16 protein-coding genes are annotated in these 20,053 nt (G+C 45.8%); 12 read left to right on the top strand and 4 right to left on the bottom strand.

The genetic code is table 11. The features are described 5' to 3' along the window. The first annotated feature begins 11 nt into the window (after window positions 1–11). Window positions 12–788, top strand: a complete 777-nt coding sequence (locus AC50Y5_RS13995) for a class B sortase (RefSeq protein WP_494861408.1) — start codon at window positions 12–14, stop codon at window positions 786–788. Window positions 789–987: 199 nt separating this feature from the next. Here the strand turns inward: AC50Y5_RS13995 and AC50Y5_RS13990 are convergent, their stop codons facing one another. Continuing rightward, entirely contained in the window at window positions 988–1,134 is a 147-nt protein-coding gene (locus AC50Y5_RS13990; protein WP_235533170.1) for a hypothetical protein, read from the bottom strand. Between the two features lie 72 nt (window positions 1,135–1,206). On the opposite strand from AC50Y5_RS13990, the gene AC50Y5_RS13985 reads away from it, so the two are divergent. Then, window positions 1,207–4,296: a hybrid sensor histidine kinase/response regulator gene (locus AC50Y5_RS13985; RefSeq protein WP_494861406.1), complete on the top strand. Its 3,090-nt coding sequence runs from the start codon at window positions 1,207–1,209 to the stop codon at window positions 4,294–4,296. A gap of 197 nt (window positions 4,297–4,493) precedes the next feature. Here the strand turns inward: AC50Y5_RS13985 and AC50Y5_RS13980 are convergent, their stop codons facing one another. Further along, on the bottom strand, window positions 4,494–5,639 hold the full coding sequence (locus AC50Y5_RS13980; RefSeq protein WP_494861404.1) for a response regulator: 1,146 nt from the start codon (window positions 5,637–5,639) through the stop codon (window positions 4,494–4,496). A gap of 337 nt (window positions 5,640–5,976) precedes the next feature. Between AC50Y5_RS13980 and AC50Y5_RS13975 the strand changes: the two genes are divergently transcribed. The 4 genes from AC50Y5_RS13975 to AC50Y5_RS13960 all read left to right on the top strand — a co-directional run bounded on the left by AC50Y5_RS13975 (window position 5,977) and on the right by AC50Y5_RS13960 (window position 11,957). Further along, on the top strand, window positions 5,977–9,396 hold the full coding sequence (locus tag AC50Y5_RS13975) for an S-layer homology domain-containing protein (protein WP_494861402.1): 3,420 nt from the start codon (window positions 5,977–5,979) through the stop codon (window positions 9,394–9,396). A 156-nt stretch (window positions 9,397–9,552) separates the two neighbouring features. After that, complete coding sequence (locus AC50Y5_RS13970) at window positions 9,553–10,017, top strand: DUF8821 family protein (protein ID WP_494861400.1); 465 nt, start codon at window positions 9,553–9,555, stop codon at window positions 10,015–10,017. Between the two features lie 306 nt (window positions 10,018–10,323). After that, the gene (locus tag AC50Y5_RS13965; protein ID WP_494861398.1) at window positions 10,324–10,932 is read left to right on the top strand and encodes a DUF4304 domain-containing protein; all 609 of its coding nucleotides are present in this window, start codon (window positions 10,324–10,326) and stop codon (window positions 10,930–10,932) included. A gap of 101 nt (window positions 10,933–11,033) precedes the next feature. After that, window positions 11,034–11,957, top strand: a complete 924-nt coding sequence (locus AC50Y5_RS13960; RefSeq protein WP_494861396.1) for an NAD-dependent epimerase/dehydratase family protein — start codon at window positions 11,034–11,036, stop codon at window positions 11,955–11,957. Here the strand turns inward: AC50Y5_RS13960 and AC50Y5_RS13955 are convergent. Then, complete coding sequence (locus AC50Y5_RS13955; protein WP_494861394.1) at window positions 11,944–12,297, bottom strand: DoxX family protein; 354 nt, start codon at window positions 12,295–12,297, stop codon at window positions 11,944–11,946. The two genes, AC50Y5_RS13960 and AC50Y5_RS13955, sit on opposite strands and share 14 nt — an antisense overlap. Before the next feature lie 132 nt (window positions 12,298–12,429). Here AC50Y5_RS13955 and AC50Y5_RS13950 point away from each other — a divergent pair, with 132 nt between their 5' ends. Then, a complete protein-coding gene (locus tag AC50Y5_RS13950; RefSeq protein ID WP_494861551.1) occupies window positions 12,430–12,654 on the top strand; it encodes a winged helix-turn-helix transcriptional regulator in 225 nt (74 codons plus the stop codon). A 208-nt stretch (window positions 12,655–12,862) separates the two neighbouring features. On the opposite strand, the gene AC50Y5_RS13945 is transcribed toward AC50Y5_RS13950, so the two are convergent. After that, entirely contained in the window at window positions 12,863–13,468 is a 606-nt protein-coding gene (locus AC50Y5_RS13945; protein WP_494861392.1) for a TetR/AcrR family transcriptional regulator, read from the bottom strand. Between the two features lie 318 nt (window positions 13,469–13,786). Between AC50Y5_RS13945 and AC50Y5_RS13940 the strand changes: the two genes are divergently transcribed. The 5 genes from AC50Y5_RS13940 to AC50Y5_RS13920 all read left to right on the top strand — a co-directional run bounded on the left by AC50Y5_RS13940 (window position 13,787) and on the right by AC50Y5_RS13920 (window position 20,046). Continuing rightward, entirely contained in the window at window positions 13,787–15,037 is a 1,251-nt protein-coding gene (locus tag AC50Y5_RS13940) for an MFS transporter (RefSeq protein WP_056036236.1), read from the top strand. A gap of 111 nt (window positions 15,038–15,148) precedes the next feature. Continuing rightward, window positions 15,149–16,204, top strand: coding sequence for an LLM class flavin-dependent oxidoreductase (locus AC50Y5_RS13935; protein WP_056036238.1), 1,056 nt, complete (start codon window positions 15,149–15,151; stop codon window positions 16,202–16,204). Window positions 16,205–16,235: 31 nt separating this feature from the next. Next, window positions 16,236–17,180 (top strand): alpha/beta hydrolase, encoded by a 945-nt coding sequence (locus AC50Y5_RS13930; RefSeq protein WP_494861389.1) that lies wholly within the window; start codon window positions 16,236–16,238, stop codon window positions 17,178–17,180. Window positions 17,181–17,572: 392 nt separating this feature from the next. Next, window positions 17,573–18,457, top strand: coding sequence for an ABC transporter ATP-binding protein (locus tag AC50Y5_RS13925; RefSeq protein WP_056036242.1), 885 nt, complete (start codon window positions 17,573–17,575; stop codon window positions 18,455–18,457). Further along, on the top strand, window positions 18,454–20,046 hold the full coding sequence (locus tag AC50Y5_RS13920) for an ABC transporter permease (RefSeq protein WP_494861386.1): 1,593 nt from the start codon (window positions 18,454–18,456) through the stop codon (window positions 20,044–20,046). The genes AC50Y5_RS13925 and AC50Y5_RS13920 overlap by 4 nt, the downstream gene beginning before the upstream one ends. Window positions 20,047–20,053 lie beyond the last annotated feature (7 nt).

Genomic DNA, 20,053 nt, shown 5'->3' with positions numbered 1-20,053 from the left:
GCGGTAAGAAAATGAGCAAAACTAAAAAAATTCTTATCGCCGTTTCCTTCCTTGTGTTGGTATTTTCTCTCGTTAGTGCTGCGAGAACTCTCCTGCGGGATTATGCTGAGCAGCAGAAAATCGAAGAGCTGACAAAAGTTTGGGAGGAAGGGTCGGACAAAGTCGGAGGGGATGCATTCCCCTCCCTTTTGTTCAATAAGGCGAATGAGCCGGTCATGCTTCCCGAATTTCGAGAGCTTTACGAGAGGAACCCGGACATCGTCGGCTGGCTGAAGATTGACGGTACCCGAATTGAGTACCCAGTCATGCAGAATCAACAGGATGCGGAGTACTATCTCAATCATGATTTCGATAAAAAGGAAAACAAAGGCGGCCTCCCATTTTTGGACGCGCATAGCCGGACTAACGGTTCGGACATTTTGCTGATTCATGGACATCACATGAAAAGCGGCTGGATGTTTAAAGATTTAATGAAGTACAAGAACGAAAGCTTTTATAAAGAGCATGCTACGTTCCAGTTCAGCACGCTTTACGAACAGGAAGAGTATGAGATAGTTGCCGTTATTCTTTCAAAAGTTTATCGCAAATCGGACGACGTTTTTAAATACTACCAGATTGAGAATGTAAGTACGCCCGCCGAGTTCGATTCGTATGTTCAGAACATCAATGAACTCGCTCTTTATGACACTGGAGTAACAGCCCGGTATGGCGACAAGCTTATTGTGCTGTCCACGTGCGAGTACTCGACCGAAAACGGCCGGTTAGCGGTGGTTGCCCGAAAGCGTTAATGACGATATTGAAACACGAAATCAAACTGCTTCATATCGCGTTCTCCACTTGGAGGACGCGATTTTTTTGCCTCCGAAACTCTGTGGTATTATATCCTTGTCCTTAAAATGCCCCTGTATCTTTCGCCGAATAGAACGACGGGTAAATCGGTCGATATTGTAATTCCTTTCTTATACGTGTTGTATCAACGATCATGTCCTATGGATAATAATCCTGATGCAGTGCTTCCGACAAAATTTCGCTATTATGAAGCTGAAGCAACTCTGCAACGGAAATCGGCGCATCGTCGAGGGCATTGTAGATACGACCATCAATACCCGGTATGGAAGCTGTGATTATCAGCATATGTTCCATTTTTCAAGATTTAATAGTTATCATCAAAGGGATTTCCTGGTTTTTGTCGAAATAGGTTGGATTATGATGACAAAACGAAAAGCGGTCCTTATTACAGGGTCATTCTTTATCACCTTAATCCTGATTCGAATCATTTGGGCATTTCTTCTGACGTCGCCGGATCACCCTCATGCGGTTCGGGGCGAGTTGGATTTGCGCGGTTTCGACTTCACCAATGATCGCACGATTACATTAGACGGAGAGTGGGAGTTTTATCCCGGCAAATTTGTGAAACAAGGCGAGTCGAACACACTCTCATCCCGAGAAGGGAGGATGTTCATCCCGGTTCCCGGAAAGTGGGACTCGTTATTATCCGCGAACAACTCGCCATATGGCTATGGCTCTTATCGTCTGCGCGTCAAGGTGGACCTGGATAACGAACTAACCTATGGCATCCGCGTTCCGAATGTGGCTACATCGTCCGAGCTATACGTAAACGGTCGTCTATTGGCGAAAGATGGGCAACCAGCAAAGAACAAACAGCAGTATACAGCCCGAAGCACGCCCTATACCGCTATTTTCAAGGCCGATACTGACGAAATTGATATTGTCGTACATGCCGCGAATTATGACAACAGCATAAGAGGCGGTGTGACTGGATCGATCAAGTTCGGCAGTGAACGAGCGGTGAAAAAAGAAGTAGGGTTTTCCGTTAACATGCAGATAGTCGTAGTTGTCGTTCTGATGATTCATGCCTTGTATGCCTTGATTCTTTACGTGATCGGAACACGGAATAAATCTTTGATCAACTTTTTTATGCTCGTTGTTAGTACTATTGTCATGACACTGCTCGACGACGATAAACTTTTGCTGGCATGGCTGCCGGCCCTCAGCTACGAGTGGTCCATTAAACTCATCCTTCTGTCCTTTATTGGAGTAGGCGCCTTCCTGCTGCAGTTTGCCAAAAGTCTCTTGCCGGAGCATGAGGAGAACAGGGTGTTCCGATGGTTCCCCTTGCTCTGCGTGATTGCTACACTGGCGATTGTACTATTGCCAGCGGGATATGGGCTGAGCGCATTGGCTGTATACTACACCATAGATTTAATAGCTTGTTTGTACTTTCTGATGTTCTCGCTGCGTACAGCCCTGATAAGCGATAAGAATGCCATTTATTTGGTCTTTGGTCTAACCTGCATTTTGACTAATATCATTGGGGGTTATCTTAAGGGTCTGCTCGCTATGGGTTATTACCCGATTGACTTGATCGTTGCGTTCCTCGCTTTTGCGTCTTTCTGGTTCAAACGCTATTTCCACGTTACCACCCAAACGGCGAAGCTCGCCGAGAAGCTGCAGAAAGTGGACAAGCTGAAAGACGATTTCCTGGCAAACACATCCCATGAATTGCGGAATCCGCTGCATGGCATACTTAACATCGCCCAGACCGTTCTGGATACCGGAATTAACGATAAAGACGACAAAAACAGAGAGAACATGAAGCTGCTTATTTCCGTAGGCAAGCGAATGTCATACATGCTTAACGATCTGCTGGACATGAGACGACTTCAGGAGAATGGGATCCGCCTGCACATAGGGAGTGTCCGCGTTCAGGGAGTCGCATCCGGTGTAACCGATATGCTTCGTTTCTTGACGGAAGGCAAGCCGGTTCGTATCGTCAACGACATTCCGGTCAACTTCCCTAGTGTCATGGCCGATGAAAACCGGCTTACGCAAATTTTGTTCAACCTGCTTCACAATGCGGTGAAATATACAGATCAAGGACAAATCACAATAAAGGCTGAGGTGAAGGACGGTAAGGCGAATATTGTCGTCGCCGACACCGGCATGGGGATAGATCTGGAGACACAGCAAAGGATGTTTGCTCCTTACGAGCAGGGGGACTCTGGCATAACGGCGATTGGAAATGGGCTCGGGCTCGGGTTAAGTATATGCAAGCAGCTGGTGGAGCTGCATGGAAGCATGTTGGAGGTTAGCTCCATTCCGGGCCAAGGTTCAGTATTCAGCTTAGCCTTGCCGTTCTCCGATGTATCGAGCAGGCAAAGCGAGACTGCAATGATTGCACCGGTAACGGCCGTTTATGCAGAAGCGGCCGTTACTGTTTCCTCGGGACCTCGCGTTGACATTACCAAACTGGAGTCGGCGGCCGATGCTGATTGGCCAAACATTCTGGTCATAGACGATGATGCCGTCAATTTAAATATACTGAGCAATATCCTTGCTTCGGAAAAGTATACCGTCGTCACAGCTGTAAGTGGATCTGAAGCGCTTGCCATTTTGGATACCAGAGAATGGGACTTGATCATTACCGACATTATGATGCCCCATATGTCGGGGTATGAATTGTCCCGCTTTATTCGTGAGCGATTTTCCATTTCGGAGCTACCCATCTTGCTCCTGACCGCTCGTAGCAGACCGGAAGATATAGATATCGGATTCTTGTCTGGCGCCAACGATTACGTAACGAAGCCGGTTGATGCGATGGAATTGAAGTCCAGGGTGCGGGCATTGACTGAATTGAGGCAATCGGTGCGTGAAAGGCTGCGCATGGAAGCAGCCTGGCTTCAGGCGCAAATCCAACCACATTTTCTTTACAATACGCTCAATTCAATAGCCGCTCTCAGCGAAATCGATAATGATAAAATGAGCGCTTTGCTTGAAGCATTCGGCCACTACTTGCGGGCAAGCTTCGATTTTCGGAATTTGGAACGGCTCGTTTCACTTGACCAGGAGCTTGGTCTTGTCCGCTCATATCTGTATATCGAAAAGGAACGTTTTGAGGATAGATTAAACATTCGCTGGGAGGTCGACTCAAGGCTTCATTTGCAAGTCCCCCCGCTCAGCATCCAGCCTCTTGTCGAAAACGCAATACGACACGGCCTACTAAGTCGTGATGAAGGTGGAGAGATTCATATCCGAATTACTGAAAAAGAACATGATGCGGAAATTTCGGTTGCAGATAACGGTTTAGGTATGGATGAGGAAACGGTGAGGCGTATCCTGGACAGTCGGCTGGAAGGAAGGGCGGGAATCGGCTTGTTCAATACGGATCGGCGATTGAAACAAATATACGGCAAAGGACTGCAAATCCGAAGTGTTCCGAATCAAGGCACAATTGTCAGTTTTGTAGTTCCAAAAATTGGGAGGAAAAAGGCTTAGCCTAAATCCGTAAATGAACCAAACATAAATATAAGAACACTCGCGCTTACACTTGCGTTATCAATAGGATTTAATAAGTCCCACCACCGTTCGTTCAATCCCTTGGTACAACGATCGGACGAACGGTTTTTTTGTCAACCGACTCCATGCAGCCCAGGTAACGCGCTTGATTTCAGGTACAGATTGCGTCCAATCGTCTAATGGTGCACCACGCTTTTATCTGACTTTTTCCATCGTGTATACCATTCCAATATGCCAATACTGGGATCGGTCGCTACTTCTTGTTTCAATATTCGAACTATAAATTCATATTGTTTATGAACAGAATCGGCGTCACTCAGCCGAGCATATATATTCATAAGCGTGAGGTAACTATCTTCATTCAGAGGATCCTGCTTTTGTATTTGATGATAAACCCCAAGCGCTTCCATATTCATGTCGTTAGAACAATAGAATTGCCCCAACTGCTGGGCATGTTGCAACCATAGTCCCTTGAGCCTTTGGCGTTCGCTCTCCGCCCACACATAATGATCCTCTTCGTAAAAATTAGCGCGATACATATCGAGCAATCGCTGATGTTCAGGGGCCTGCTCAATGGACACAGGGTTTAATCGGCGAAGCTCTTGTTCCCATTCCTCCGCATCGATTAGCAGCTGTTTCGACTCAAGGACATATCCGTACTGAGAATATCGGATGGATATATAGCCTTCTCCGAACGTATTCTTCCATAAGCTCCGAATCCGATTAATACTTGTCTGCAGGTTGGCGAGCCCTTTGCGTTCGTCCAATTCCGGCCACAGCAGCTCCAGCAAGGCGTTCTTGCTAATGAGTTTCCCGCGATGATGCAGTAAGTAGGCAAACAACTCTTTCGCTTTCGTCGTTCTCCACTTCAGGAACTCCATTTCCCCGTTTGGCTTCCGGATTTGCATGGCACCCAAGCAATGGTACAACAAACCTTCTTCCGGAGACTCCAATTTATGCTCAACAACGCGCTCCCGTAGACGCTGTATGGTTCGGCTCACGCGTTCGCGTCTTAACGGCTTCATTAAGTAATCGGTCGCATCCAGTTCGAATGCCTCAATCGCGTATTCGTCATAGGCTGTCACATAGATGATTTTCGTGTCCGGCGAGACAGAACGTATTCTCTCGGTTGCTCTCAAACCATTCAATCCCGGCATATGAATATCCAGAAAGACGGCGTCGGGTTTGAATTCGCCAATATGATTGATCGCCAACTCTGCCTTCGAAAAGGAGCCGATTACTTGGCAATCGTGAAATTCCCCCAGCATTTTTTCCAACCTGACTAACGCCAGCCGCTCATCGTCTATCAACATGACCTTCATTCGTACGCAGCCCCCAATCGTCGAACATTGAATCCATATTTCTGATGCTATATCTATATCGGTAAGAAACGATATCTATTTAATAAGGAAATGGTTGGATTTTTGGTCCGAAGTTGAGAGCAGGCTCACTTCCGTCAAATCTATTATTTGTGGTTAGAGTTTGGTTAGAAGTTTTGTCTATAATGTGGTTTATAGAAAACCGCTCATTACGGTCTCTCTCCGCTATTTGTTTAGTTGAACTCAGAACGGGGTGTTGCGACATGACAAGATAGCGTTATAATCATCTGACCATGGCGGGGAGAATTTCAATACTTTCATTAGGAGGAAAGAACCAAAGATGAAATTAAAAAATCGAAGCATGTTATCTTTTCTAATGGCAATCGTTATGGTGTTGACGACGATGCCTTTTTATCCGTTAGAGGCAAGAGCGGCGGATACACCAACATTTGATCTTGGTACTCCTGTTCGATTATCCGAATCAACCTATCAGCTATCCAATGCTACATTTGGAGGACTTGATGAAGAGAGCGGATACTTTATTGTGACTGTAAATAATGGCACAATTACTGTTGGAACTCTTTCAAGCGGTATTACCGAGTTGACGAATGGCATAAACATTAGTGGCGTTATTACTGACGAATCTACACCTACAAATAGAGTATTCAATTTTTCAAGCGGTACAACTAATGAAGAAATTCAAGCCATTATTCGAAATCTGACATTTACACAAAATTCAGGTCAAACCCAAAGTGTAACAGTAAATGTAGCGCCAGGAGAACCATTGAACGATGGAAAAACATCTGTACGTACCTACAATGGACGTCATTTTGTATATGTGGCAAGACAGAATACCATGGGTTTTAAAGATGCTGTGGATATTGCAACAAACAATCACGGACATCTTGTAGAGCCGACAGCAGACAATCCTGGTGAAATGTTTGCGATTGCCAGTATGTTTAAAGAATTTAAAAGTCAAAGTCCCTGGGCGGGGGATGGAGGGATTTGGCATTTTTTAAGCTTTATAGGCGCTACTAAAACTCAAGGACCTAATTGGGACACTTCTGTTTATAGCGAAACAAGGTATGTAACAAACCCGAATCAGCAAACAGGTCTGGAAGCAACTCTTCTGCCAAATGGAATCCCTACCCATCTTACACTTATGCTAGACAAAGATGATACTAAAATAGGATACTTACCCGTAAATAATACACACGGTGTTACTAGCCAATATAAAGATCCAGGAGTTATCGTTGAGTATGATTCTGGTGTCATTAACGTCATCACTGCCACAAAAGATGTTGCAAGCTTTTCAAGCGGTATCAAGAGTGTAACGTCAGCAGTTTATTCCGTTTATAACGGTTCCGGCACAATCATTGGAACCCCTCTTGACGTAAGTACGGTGATGAGCGTTACCGATCTGGACGGGAACCCGGTTACAGGATATAAAGCATATGATCAAAACGGCAATGAAATTATGGCCGATTCACACGGGTGGTATCCAAGCAACGGAAACCCAATTGTCTTTCAACCTTTAATGCCTGGTGGTACTTACAAAGTTGCCGCTTCGACGACATTTAATGCAAGTACAACAACTCCAGGTACGGTTACTGAGACGCAAAGTATTACATTGCCGACAGTAAATGATAACGTTGCAGTAGGAAAAGATTCGGTAAATCCCGGTAAAACAACAATTACTGTAAACCCTTCATCGACTCTGGTTAAATATGCTATAGCTGATGCACAAGGCAATGTGGTCAGTGATTGGAAAACAGGTACGGGTTCAGATTTAACCTTTTATAACCTTGACCCTGGGACCACCTATCAAATTGTGACAGTTCCTGAAGATATGATCGGTGAGCCTCCTACAACAGACTTAAGTGGCACGAGAGTTACAACACCGGAATATTCGGTAATGGGAGGCACCGTGTCGATCAGGGGTACAGCCCAGATTGGTCAAACGTTGACGGCCGATCTATCGGGTATCAACTATACGCCGGACACGACGGAAGACGCGACGATGTACCAGTGGTATCGCGACGGAGTCGCCATTCCGGGAGCGGAGAGTGCCAGCTACGCGTTAACTGAAGACGATATCGGCAAGGCTATTACCGTGAAGGTTATAGCTGATGGCACGCATGCGACTGGCAGTGTAGCAAGCGAGGCTACGGCACCGGTCGCGAAAGTGGATGGTCCACCGGCACCTAGCGTTCCGGTAGAGGATAGTAAGACCGCAACGAGCATCACGTTGCAGGCCGTTGACGGCCAGGAGTACAGCAAGGATGGCGGCTTAACGTGGCAAAGCAGCCCGACGTTCATTGGACTGACGCCGGATACGGAGTATTCGTTTGTAACGCGAGTGAAAGCAACAGTGACACAAAGCGCGTCCACCATCAGCGCGTCCGCCAAGATTCGCACGTCGGCTTCAACATCAAATGGAAACAATAGCGGAACTGGTGGCGGAAGCACGACGACTCCAATAACACCTACAAAGCCGGATGAGTCGGGAATCCAAACCTCTGTGAACGACAAGGAGGGCACGTTTGCAACCGGCAAAACGTCAACTTTAGAAGACCGTACGACAACGTCGGTTCAAGTTGATCTGAACAAGCTGAACGAGTCCCTGGCACAAGGCAACGGACAGAAACTTGTAATCCACTCACCTAAAAATGGCGATCTTAAAGTAGACGGATTAACGGCAGGAACTGTGAAAACATTGGCTGATAAAAAGGCAAACCTCGAAATCAGCAATGAGCTGGCAATCTATCCTGTTCCTGGCGGAAAGATGGACCTTGACTCGGTGTCCAAGCAATTGGGGAACCCCGCATTAAACGATATAGCCGTTCAAATCAACATCTCCCGTTCAGCGGATGCATTGATTCAGAGCGCTAAGAATAAAGCGACATCGCAAGGTTACCAACTGCTGGTTAACCCGGTTGATCTCGACTTGACCTTCACGAATAGCGGTAAGACGAAAAGATCTGAGCAACTGAGTGGATATGCGCCTAAGTACATCGCTCTTCCGGAAGGTATCGATCCGAACCGTATCACGACAGGTGTCGTTGTTAATTCGGACGGAAGTGTATTCCATGTGCCGACGGTTTTAGCGAAAATCAATGGCCGTTATTACGCACAAATTAACGACTTGCGCAGCCATGGTTCCTATTCGGTCATCTGGAATCCGCGAGATTTCGACGATGTGAAGAACCATTGGGGCAAAATGGACACGAACAATGTTGCAGCAAGACTTGATCTTGAAGGAACGGGCAACAATTCGTTTTCGCCGAACCGCAATGTTACGCGCTCGGAATTTGCTGACATTGTTGTATTGGGTCTGGGCTTAATGCGTCAGGATGCACCGCAAAATATTTTCCCGGATGTTACGGATTCAGCATGGTACGGTGCTTCCGTAGCCATTGCGAATGAGTTCGGTATCGTTCGCGGCTACAACGATGGAAGCTTCTACGGCAATCAGGAAATTACTAGAGAACAGGGATTTTCGATGATTGCCCGTGCATACCGTATGATAGACTCAGGAGCCGCGTTGAGTGAAGAACAAGCAGCTTCGGCACTGGCTGGATACAAGGATGCGCCTGACGTATCTGCTTGGGCAAAAGCAGATGTTGCCCAACTGATCGCAGCGGAAATTATTCAAGGTAATGGACCAGAGGTTCTCAGTCCGAAAGCACCAATGACGCGTGCGGAGGTCACGGCATTAATTGCAAGAATGTTGAAAATAACGGACATTATTGATAAGTAATCTTGTAGATCGAACAACCTTTGCTTACATTTAAAGTGAGCAAAGGTTGTTTTTATGCTTAATACATCTATTTTTGCCGATAGATCCGTTTAGCTGAACTGTTTCATAAATAACAGCAAGTTTTTTGGAAATAATAAAATAAAAGGAGAGATGGAAATGTCCTATATCGTTGATTTTAAAAATGTATCTACAGTTGGTTTAGAGTCTTCACCTGTAGTAGAAGCACTGGCTGGATTACGTGCTAATGAAGCCCGTTATTTCATGAACAAATACAAGCATGAATTTACGGTTGTACAAGCTGGTGAAAGCCAAGAGACTCTTGAATATGTGAACCGGATTTTGAAAGAAGAACGTGATATTGAATTTGCGGCCAAACCTTTAGAAACGTCGCAGTTTCAAGTGGAAAATATCAAATTTGCCTATGTCTTTTATGAGGATGGTCTTGCAATCAACGTCATGTATACGGTTGATGACCCTAAGAAGCGGGCCGTTGGTTTTAAGCTTTCTGAGGGGATGGAGATACCAAAGGAGCTAGAAGAGAAGTTTAAGTTTGCCAGACAGAAGTCTAAACTAGCTGGTACCATTCGGGGCTCATTTTTTGTAATTAAAAAAGAATATTAAAATAAGCAAAACCGCAATTTGAAGGGGTCTATCCACTTATTCTGTTTGCAAAAAATACGAGATCAAAGAAAGGGCCATCCCGCAAAGGATGGCCCTAAATCTTGTCATAACCGACAGCATGGCGAATCAAGTTAGAAGTGACAGCGAAAATAGGATACCCTTATAAAAATCATTTCCAAAATTCAGGTAAAAAGGAGGTGGACTCAGGAAACACGAGCATTATAATAAAAATAACAAACGTGCACAGGACTTCGTCATATAACCGGGTTTGGCAGTAATATGAAAAGTCAGACAGGAGGAATTGTATTGCAGCAGCTATTTATCGATCTGATAAAGCAGGATGTAAAGCCGTTCCTTGCAAAGCATGGCTTTGCCAAGAAGAGTTTGAATTTCAGTAGAAAAACAGATGGTCTCATCTACATGTTCAATTTCCAAAAATCCTCGGGCAATTCGGCGGAAAATGTTATGTTTTATGTGAACTGCGGCATTTATGCAGCGAAGTTGGCGCAGATTCAATCGAAAGAGATTTTGACGGCGCCTCAGGAAGCGGAGTGTCACTTCAGAGCAAGAATCGGGGAAATTGCCCCGGCTGCTCCAGATCGATTCGCAATTACTCCTGATACGGATAGGGATGAGTTAAGAAAAACGCTGTTAGGCGGATTAGAAGAAGTTATTCATTTCTATGATACGATGACCAGTGCTAGATCCATTGTGGACTATTACATTTCGGGTCCATTTTTGCATCTGGGCGAAGAGAGCTTTCATCTGCTTTTGCAATCGAACGATACAGCAGCGGCTAACCAATATTTGAAGGCTTTGCAGGAAAAGTACGGAGCGGAAAATCGGTGGGCCATATTCGAAAATAAGTACGAGGCCATCTTCAATAAATACGGAGTGGAATTTAATAAGCTATAACCTCAGACATGATTATTGCAGTTAAAGGGCATATTTTGCGGAAAATTAGTGTGGAATTCATTGGTTAAGAGGAACGCTTGTCTTAATATAGGAGAAATTAAATGAAACTTAAAGATAAAGTTGTTCTTGTAACAGGTGTTTCGGGAACTACAGGGGACAAAATTGCGACTAAGTGCCTCAAAGAGGGGGCAAAAGTCAAAGGGCTTATACGTGACAAAGAAAAAATTTACCTCTGCAATAATCTTGGCATAATACCCATAATTGGAGACTTAACGGATAGGGAAGCGATTAAGGAAGCGCTAAAAGATGTTGACATTGTCATTCACGCTGCGGCGTATCTCGGTGGCGATAGAGCCACTGCTGAGCAATCTAATATTCATGGGGTCCAAAATCTGGTTGAGGGGGCTATATCGGCAGGAGTTGAACGCTTCGTACATATTTCCACTGTATCTGTTTATGGTCATCTTGAAGGAGATGTGGAGCTGGATGAAGCACGCAATTTAGCATATGGCCACTCTGAGGTATACACTTCAACGAAATGTGAATCGGAACGGATTTTACAAGATGCAATGGCTAATGGACTAAAAGGTGTCATTTTGCGCCCAGGCATTATTTGTGCCGAAAAAAACTCCCACTGGGGCGACAAGCTGGTCGCAAAGCTTGCTGCTGTAGAAAAGGTGGATTGGATTCATCCTGAGGATTTGACACCATGGGTGCATGCGGATAACTTAGCTGAGATGTGCGTATTAGCAGCGACGCATCCTGCGGCAGTAAATCAGACCTACAACGCTGTGGACGGAAACTATACAGAAAGAGAGTTTACTGTACGTCTTGCGCATGCTATGAAAAAAACGCTCATAGTACCCGATGGAAACCCAATTAGAATGACGTATAATTGCAACAAAATAAGAAATGACTTGGGCTACCTTCCAATAAAAAAATTCGAAGAAACCGTTGTTCAATTGGAGGAACAAGCCAAAAGTTGGATTATGCCTCACGAAGAGCATCGGCCTAAAAACGGCTGACCGCAACAAATACAGCGAGCGCGAAGAAGACGATGTTCACGCTGATTTCCCGGTATTCCTTACGCTTAATATGAAAGAGGGCGCCAAAAAGAACGACTGCGGCAAATGCAATTGCGGCAATTGGCGTCAGTACAGGCAAGATATTTGTCGCTTGAGGCAAAATGATTCCAATTGCCCCGAGCAATTCTGCTAACCCAATAAAGACCACGAACGCTTTTGAAACGTCCTTTACCCAGCCCCAGGACGCCTTGGCTTTTTCATACTGAAACGCCTTCAACCACCCTGAATAAACAAAACCCAGTGCTGCCAGACCTTGAACGATCCATAACACGATATTCATTAATAAAGCCTCCTCCTGGCTGCGTATTCGCTACTTGCTAAAGGTATAATAGACCTTAGTCATTCATTTAAGGAAGTAGGCACTTTAACTAAACATAGCTAACAAAAAGTTACCTTTACCTAGCACAGAGCAATACCGGATATCAACAAAAAGATGCTCACGCAGCAATTAAGAGAGCTTGAGTATAACGATATCGTTTATCGCAAGGTGTATAACCAGATTCCGCCGAAAGTGGAATACTCCATTTCAGAATACGGCAAAGGCTTAAGCACGGTGTTGCAGGCACTTAACGATTGGGGAGAGACCCATAGCGAGCATATGATTGAGCTGCACGGAGAAGTTGGTTCAGATGATTAATTTGGGTAAAAAATAGAGCGAGCAGAGGTTATATAAGCCTGCTAGGCGTTAAATAATGCGAAGGGCACCTGTTAAGGTGCCCAAAAACTTGCCGTTACAGACAGCGTGGTGTACCGTATCACAAGTGATGGTAAATAGAGGATAGATCTATGGCTAAGTTAGCAAATACTACAATTGGAATCCATGCTATGATCACTTTTATAAAAATCTATTTAACGGGGGTGACTTCATTCGAATTAAGCAGTGTAAGTGTGACCGCTATCGCCTGATCAACAAATGATCGCTCTGGACGAGATTTCAAGATTACGGTTAGTCCGATTAACGATAAGATTAGCGCCTGCGCCAAAGCCTTCGCATTGATACCACGCTTGAGCTCACCTGATTGAATACCTCGTTCAATGGTCTCTTGAAATATGACAGATAGGTACATTTGATGTTCTCTGGTGAGAATTTCAAATTTCTCGTCATGGGGCGCAAGTTCGACCATGGTATTGATGCATAAACAGCCCCGACTTCGATCTTCTGCATATTCCTCAACAACCACGCTTTCAAAATAAGCGGAAAAAGCTTCTATTACAGAAGAATGGTTCTGTAGTCTAGCTCGTACTTCGGATGCGCGGGACATTGTGTATCTTCGTAGCGCAGCTTCGAACAATTCTTTCTTGTCTCCAAAGGTCGAGTATATACTAGGGCGTTGAATCCCCATTCTGGAAGTTAAATCGCTTAATGAGGTAGCTTCATATCCCTTTTCCCAAAATAGCTCCATCGCTGCTTCTAATACTTTTTGTTCATCAAATTCACGGGTTCTTGCCATAATGAATACCCCTCGTTAATCTTGAATTTTTGTTCATTACTCCATGATTCCGGACATCTCAACTGTCGATTTTTCTGTACCAAAAAGTATATTATCATTTTATATTTAGCCGGATAATTTGTCAAATGAAGCCGGGTCTATTTCAACAAAGGAGAAGATTTATAAGGAAATGACCAGTAAAATCATTTTTTTATTGACATTAAGTATAACAGCGGTCTATATTTACTGGGGATAATAACGTACCGATTAGTATGTTATTTTTATTATCATGTCATATGAAGGGGGAAAGGTGTGTACAAAACAGAGGAGGTTTTAGAAATGGCAGCAGTCAACGCCAATAGCAAGGCAGATTCGTCACAGGCACCGCTGATCGGGTCTGATTCAGAGCAACCTGCTTCTATGTCTCGCTATGTGACTCTATTGTTTGCGGTTGCCTGCGGGATGTCGGTTGCCAATATCTACTTCGCACAACCGATACTCGATCGGCTGTCAAGTGAGTTCGGTATTGACTATTCGATCATTGGCATCGTTGTTACCATCACGCAGATTTTTTATGGATTGGGCCTGCTGCTCTTGGTACCGCTTGGAGATTTACTGAACCAACGCCGCTTGGTTATCGGTCAGATGTTATTGTCCATGATAGCTCTGGTTATCGTTGGAACAGCGGCCAACAGCACCGTACTATTTGCAGGTATGGCTATGGTGGGCCTGCTAGCCGTTGTGACGCAGACTCTTGTGGCGTTCGCGGCAACTATGGCGGCGCCTGCTGAACGGGGACGTGTCGTTGGCATGGTAACAAGCGGGATCGTAATCGGCATACTTCTTGCGCGGTCCATTTCAGGCATATTAACCGATCTTGCGGGTTGGCGATCCGTGTATATGGTCTCTGCAGCGCTGATGCTTGTTATGGTTTGTATGTTTTATAAGGTACTGCCTCGTGTTGAACGCGAGGTGAAATCACTGTCCTATCCTCAACTGCTAGGATCGGTGTTTAGGTTATTTATTCAAGAACGAATATTACGTATCCGTTCTATTCTCGCTCTGCTGATTTTTGCTGATTTCAGTATTTTATGGACTTCACTCGTACTGCCTCTTAGCTCTGCACCATTATCGCTTTCGCACAGTGCAATTGGAGCATTCGGTCTTGCAGGTGTAGCTGGAGCGTTAGCTGCAGCTCGAGCGGGGAAGCTTGCTGATCGAGGTTACGGACAGAGAACGACGGGCACTGCTCTAACCTTGTTATTGGTTTCATGGTTGTTCATCAGCTATACAGAACAATCGCTGTTTGCATTGGTCATTGGTATCGTGCTTCTCGATTTGGCCGTACAGGCCGTACATGTTACGAATCAGACGATGATCCTCCCGTTGCGTGCAGAGGCTCGTAGTCGACTTACCGCCGGGTATATGGTGTTCTATTCGATTGGAAGTGCTGGTGGTTCCATTGCTTCGACCCACATCTACGCGCATTACGGCTGGGAAGGAGTATGCATGCTTGGGGCTTCTGTTAGTGCTGCAGCGCTGCTGTTTTGGGCAATGACTCTCCGCACTACGGCTGCCGCAATAAAGTAAGCTTCTGTCGCATGAGTACAGATTCATCGTCATAAAACTGCAGCTACAAATCAATCTGAATTAATTTCTCTCAATGCAATAGAAACTTTTTGATTAAAGGAGCGGGTGTTCGTGGAAATAGGTATAACCTCGTTTGTAGAAACCAAGCCGGATGTTCACACGGGTGAAGTGATCAGTCACGCACAGCGGCTGCGTGAAGTTGTCGAGGAAATTGTCCTTGCTGATCAGGTGGGACTTGATGTGTTTGGCATAGGTGAGCATCATCGGGAGGACTATGCGGCATCTTCACCAGCTATTGTACTGGCTGCGGCTGCAGCTCAGACGAAACGGATACGGCTGACCAGCGCTGTGACAGTGCTTTCTTCCCTTGATCCGGTGCGTGTGTTTCAGGATTTTGCTACGCTCGACGGCATTTCAAATGGACGTGCGGAGATTATGGCGGGCCGAGGGTCCTTTATCGAATCTTTCCCATTGTTTGGCTATGATTTGGACGATTATGCTGAGCTGTATGAAGAGCATTTGGAATTGCTCCTTAAAATACGGGGATCCGAGAAAGTAACCTGGAAGGGCGGGCATCGGCCAGCGATTAACAATTTGGGCGTATATCCACGGCCCGTTCAGGATTCAATACCGATATGGGTTGGCAGCGGGGGGAGACAGGAGTCGGCTGTCCGTGCAGGTTTGTTAGGACTACCACTGATGCTGGCGATCATTGGTGGAAGTCCAACGGATTTTGCACCGCTCGTGCAGCTGTATAAGAAAGCAGCGGCGCACGCTGGCCATGACGAATCGCGGCTTAAGGTTGGGGCGCACTCGATAGGATTTGTTGGAGAGAATACGAAGCGAGCTGCAGATACATTTTTTCCTTCTACCATGGCAGGTATGAATCGATTAGGCATGGAGCGGGGATGGGCGCATTATGATCGCTCTAGCTACGATGCCGCGCGCAGCTTCGAAGGTGCACTGTATGTCGGCGACCCCGAGACGGTTGCCCAGAAGATCATTCACCTTCGCAAAAATGTAGGCGTTACACGCTTTATGCTGTATGTACCGTTAAGCACGATGCCGCATGCCGAGGTAATGAGAGCCATTGAGCTGCTTGGAACAGAGGTAGCACCCCGAGTTCGGGAGGAAGTAGCCAAGTGGGAAGCTGAGATGGACATTTGAAAGTACATTGAATGATATTGGAGGAATTTGCATGGATCTCGAAAGTCGGGTATTACCGGAATTAAGGCCGATATTAACACAATTTCCTGGTTTTCAACTGGAGGGAAATTTAGAATTGAGCAGGAGCTATTTGTCGAGTTCTCCTATTGAGGGGTCAACGCATGTACGCACGACAAGCCGCATGATCCCAAGCGCAGAAGGGGAGGTGCGGGTCAAAATTTACGAACCAAGTGAGCGAACGGAAACGGATGCTAAGCTTCCGGCGATGTTATGGATTCACGGGGGAGGTTATGTGCTGGGGAACCCTGATATGGACGATGCATTGTGCGAACGTTTTGTGCAAGCGGCTAATTGCGTCGTCGTGTCTGTTGATTATCGACTTGCCCCGGAGCATCCCTATCCAGCTGCTATCAATGACTGTTATGCCAGCTTAACGTGGATGACGGGCGAGGCTGAGTCGCTGGGCATCGATCTGAATCGGATCGCAATTGCAGGTGCAAGCGGGGGCGGTGGTCTGACTGCAGCTCTTGCTCTAATGGCCCGTGACAAGGGTGGTCCAGCCCTCATTTTCCAAATGCCGCTGTATCCGATGATCGACGACCGAAATGTTACGGCGTCAAGTTATGAGATTACGGCCGATAACGCAATCTGGAATCGGACGAATAATTTGGAGGCTTGGAACATGTACTTAGGTAAGCACACAGAAGACAGCGAGTTATCTCCATATGCGGTACCGTCGAGAGCGGAAAGTTTGGCAGGGCTACCGCCTACCTATACGTGCATAGGTCAGCTCGATTTGTTTCGAGATGAGACGATCGAATATGTGATACGACTTGCGCAAGCGGGTGTAGACGTCGAATTTCATATGTATCCCGGCACTTTCCACAGCTTTGAAATGATGGTTCCACAAGCGGAAGTCAGTCAACGCGCCAGTCAGAGCTATATAGATGCGATGGCGAGAGCGCTTAATCCTTGAACACATAGATGACCTTTAAGCGGAACCGTACCATAAGTAGGGGCAAGTTTTTTCGCAATATAAGTATGATACGATATCTTGAAGTAGAACCTGTTGATCGCAGCTAAAGCCCCTTTCCTAGTCAACGGCGATGGCTTTACCGCTACTGCTTTTTATTCTGGGTTGTGGTCCCTTTTACCTCGCCAATCTTGATTAGTCCGTTTCCGGATTGCGTAATGACAACGTTCGTACCCACATGGTCGATATCCAGTGCACCCCCTAACGTTTCCCCTCCGTTCTCTCCGAGACCCAAGTCCAGTAATGAATTGAACCTAAGACAGATATGGAAAAGGTAATTTTTAGTTAAAGTAAGTTGCAGAGGTATTTAATTAACATATAGGCGGGGTGCATTTATGGAATTAATCATTGAAAATGTGAGCAAGAAATATAAGGGGGATTTTTATGGACTCAGGGACTTATCTCTAGAGATAACAACAGGCGTTTTGGGATTGCTGGGCCCGAATGGTGCTGGGAAATCGACGTTGATGAGAATTTTATCCACCATTACTCGGCCGACAGGGGGCAAGGTGAGCTGGAACGGCATCGATATTACGAAAGAACCCAATGCTGTGCGGCACATTTTAGGCTATTTGCCACAAGATTTTGGCGTCTACCCGCATTTAAATGCGGTTGAGTTTTTGGAATATTTGGCGTCAATCAGAGGGCTGGATTATAAAATCGCAAGAAAAAGAATTGACGAGCTGCTGCACCTGGTTAATCTGCATGAGGTTCGCAAAAAACCGCTGAACGGTTTTTCTGGCGGGATGAGGCAACGAGTAGGTATAGCACAGGCGTTACTGAACGATCCTCAGCTACTGATTGTTGATGAGCCCACAGTTGGGCTTGATCCTGAGGAACGTATTCGGTTCCGTAATCTGCTATCCGAATTATCTGGAGAACGTATTGTTATTTTATCCACCCATATCGTATCCGACATTGAAGCGACCGCAACCGATATCGCCATTGTCAATCAAGGTCGAAGTGTCATACAGGCGGCTCCAAGCGAACTATTGGCAGCAACGGTAGGCAAAGTGTGGGAGTGGCTGATCCCGAGTCATACATGGATGGAGGTACGCAAACAACTGCTGGTCAGCAGCACCATTCAAACCAGTGAAGGGGTACGTGTAAGGGTTATTGCCGATACTCAGCCTTCTGCGGAGAGCCGCTTGGTTACGCCGACTTTAGAGGATGCATATTTGTATTACATTTCAGCACACAAGCAGGGGGCAACAGCATGACCTCGCTTCGTATTCTCTTTCATATGATGAAAGCTGACTATTTGGAAAGGGTCCGACGCTATAGCTTTTTGATTACAGTGCTCCTCTCCATTTTCCTCGTATATAAGTGCATACCTTCAAGTGATGAAAATTATTTAACCTTATCGCTGCAATCGATGCGCGGCCTATATAACTCTGCATGGGTCGGTAGCGGAGTCGCGGTATTAGCATCCATGCTATTAAGTCTTCCGGCGTTTTTTCTAGTGAAAAATGCGATAGAACGAGATGTGCAGACTGGGGTTGGGCAAATCATTGCGACGACTCCGATTACTAGGTGGATGTACACCATGGGCAAAATGTGGAGCAACTTCGTTTACTTGCTGTCTATCGTTGCTGTGTTAATGGTATCTGCGCTTGCCATGCAGCTCATTAGAGGGGAAGATTACGCGGTTGATTTGGTCGCTTTATGGCTACCATTTATGTATTCGACATTGCCGACAATGGCTTTGGTGGCTTCAGTTGCCATCTTTTTTGAAGCTGTACCTGGGCTGCGTAAGGGATTGGGCAATTTAATATATTTTATGATATGGATCTTTTCGCTGATTTTTTCGACCAAGGCAACTCACTCCACCCAGGATATGTTCGGAATTTCACCGATTATTACCAACATGTCGAGCGAGGCAAACGAAAGGATTCCTAATAGCCATGGAGGCCATGTCTCAGGGATAAGCCCCTTGAAGGGAGACCTGCTAACCTACGACTGGAACGGCGTACATTGGACGATCCAGATGTTTTTAGAACGGTATATGTGGCTTGCTGCGGCAGTAATGATCGTAACAGTGGCTTCATTCTTTTTTCACCGATTTGATCTGACACGTTACGTTAAAATAAACAGAACAAGCAAGCCCGATGAAGCTAAAAAAGCAGAGCCGCACAATAAGCCTGCATATAGGAAGGAAACAGAAATAAAGCTAACTCCTTATGCTGCTGCAAAGGGGCAACCAAACTATTTTAAAACATTAGCTCTGGAACTGCGTCTTATGCTCAAAGGGCAACGCGTGTGGTGGTACTTGGCAGCGTTGGTTATGATCGTATTAGGTTTAGTACTGCCGATAGAATCTTTAACAGCGTATGTTGTACCTTTTACATGGCTGCTGCCTATCCTCATTTGGTCGACTATGGGGACAAATGAAACGGATTACCGTACCCATTCATTGATTTTCACAGCGGTGCATCCCGTTCGAAATACATTTATCGGATTGTGGCTTGCTGGAATTATCGTTGCTTATTTGACGGGCAGCGGAGCGCTCATTCATTTTCTTATTGCAGGCGAATGGGAAAGCTTAAAGGCTATGGTCGTTGGCGGAATATTTATACCTACATTAGCTGTAGCGTTGGGCATATGGTCTGGGAATGGCAAGCTGTTTCAAGTGGTATTTATGCTGCTGTGGTATCTGGGTCCCTTGAACAAGTGGGAGGCTGTGGATTTTATAGGGTCGACACCGCAAGGTCTGGACCGAGGGGTATATGTGTATTACTTGCTAGCGACTATTATTTTGCTGATACTGGCCGTCATGGGAAGAGCACGTCAAGCGAGAATGTATAGTTAAAAGTAGT

Source organism: Paenibacillus sp. JT22N7 (assembly GCF_059383875.1).
The sequence above is the reverse complement of the archived record's forward strand: the minus strand, read 5'-3'. Positions and strand labels throughout refer to the sequence as shown.

What these genes read in the sequence shown, in the direction of transcription:
- AC50Y5_RS13925 (WP_056036242.1), top strand. Translation starts at nt 17,573, where the DNA reads ATGGAATTAATCATTGAAAATGTGAGCAAGAAATATAAGGGGGATTTT.
- AC50Y5_RS13970 (WP_494861400.1), top strand. Translation starts at nt 9,553, where the DNA reads ATGTCCTATATCGTTGATTTTAAAAATGTATCTACAGTTGGTTTAGAG.
- AC50Y5_RS13990 (WP_235533170.1), bottom strand. Translation starts at nt 1,134, where the DNA reads ATGCTGATAATCACAGCTTCCATACCGGGTATTGATGGTCGTATCTAC.
- AC50Y5_RS13980 (WP_494861404.1), bottom strand. Translation starts at nt 5,639, where the DNA reads ATGAAGGTCATGTTGATAGACGATGAGCGGCTGGCGTTAGTCAGGTTG.
- AC50Y5_RS13975 (WP_494861402.1), top strand. Translation starts at nt 5,977, where the DNA reads ATGAAATTAAAAAATCGAAGCATGTTATCTTTTCTAATGGCAATCGTT.
- AC50Y5_RS13920 (WP_494861386.1), top strand. Translation starts at nt 18,454, where the DNA reads ATGACCTCGCTTCGTATTCTCTTTCATATGATGAAAGCTGACTATTTG.
- AC50Y5_RS13955 (WP_494861394.1), bottom strand. Translation starts at nt 12,297, where the DNA reads ATGAATATCGTGTTATGGATCGTTCAAGGTCTGGCAGCACTGGGTTTT.
- AC50Y5_RS13940 (WP_056036236.1), top strand. Translation starts at nt 13,787, where the DNA reads ATGGCAGCAGTCAACGCCAATAGCAAGGCAGATTCGTCACAGGCACCG.
- AC50Y5_RS13960 (WP_494861396.1), top strand. Translation starts at nt 11,034, where the DNA reads ATGAAACTTAAAGATAAAGTTGTTCTTGTAACAGGTGTTTCGGGAACT.
- AC50Y5_RS13930 (WP_494861389.1), top strand. Translation starts at nt 16,236, where the DNA reads ATGGATCTCGAAAGTCGGGTATTACCGGAATTAAGGCCGATATTAACA.
- AC50Y5_RS13995 (WP_494861408.1), top strand. Translation starts at nt 12, where the DNA reads ATGAGCAAAACTAAAAAAATTCTTATCGCCGTTTCCTTCCTTGTGTTG.
- AC50Y5_RS13945 (WP_494861392.1), bottom strand. Translation starts at nt 13,468, where the DNA reads ATGGCAAGAACCCGTGAATTTGATGAACAAAAAGTATTAGAAGCAGCG.
- AC50Y5_RS13985 (WP_494861406.1), top strand. Translation starts at nt 1,207, where the DNA reads ATGATGACAAAACGAAAAGCGGTCCTTATTACAGGGTCATTCTTTATC.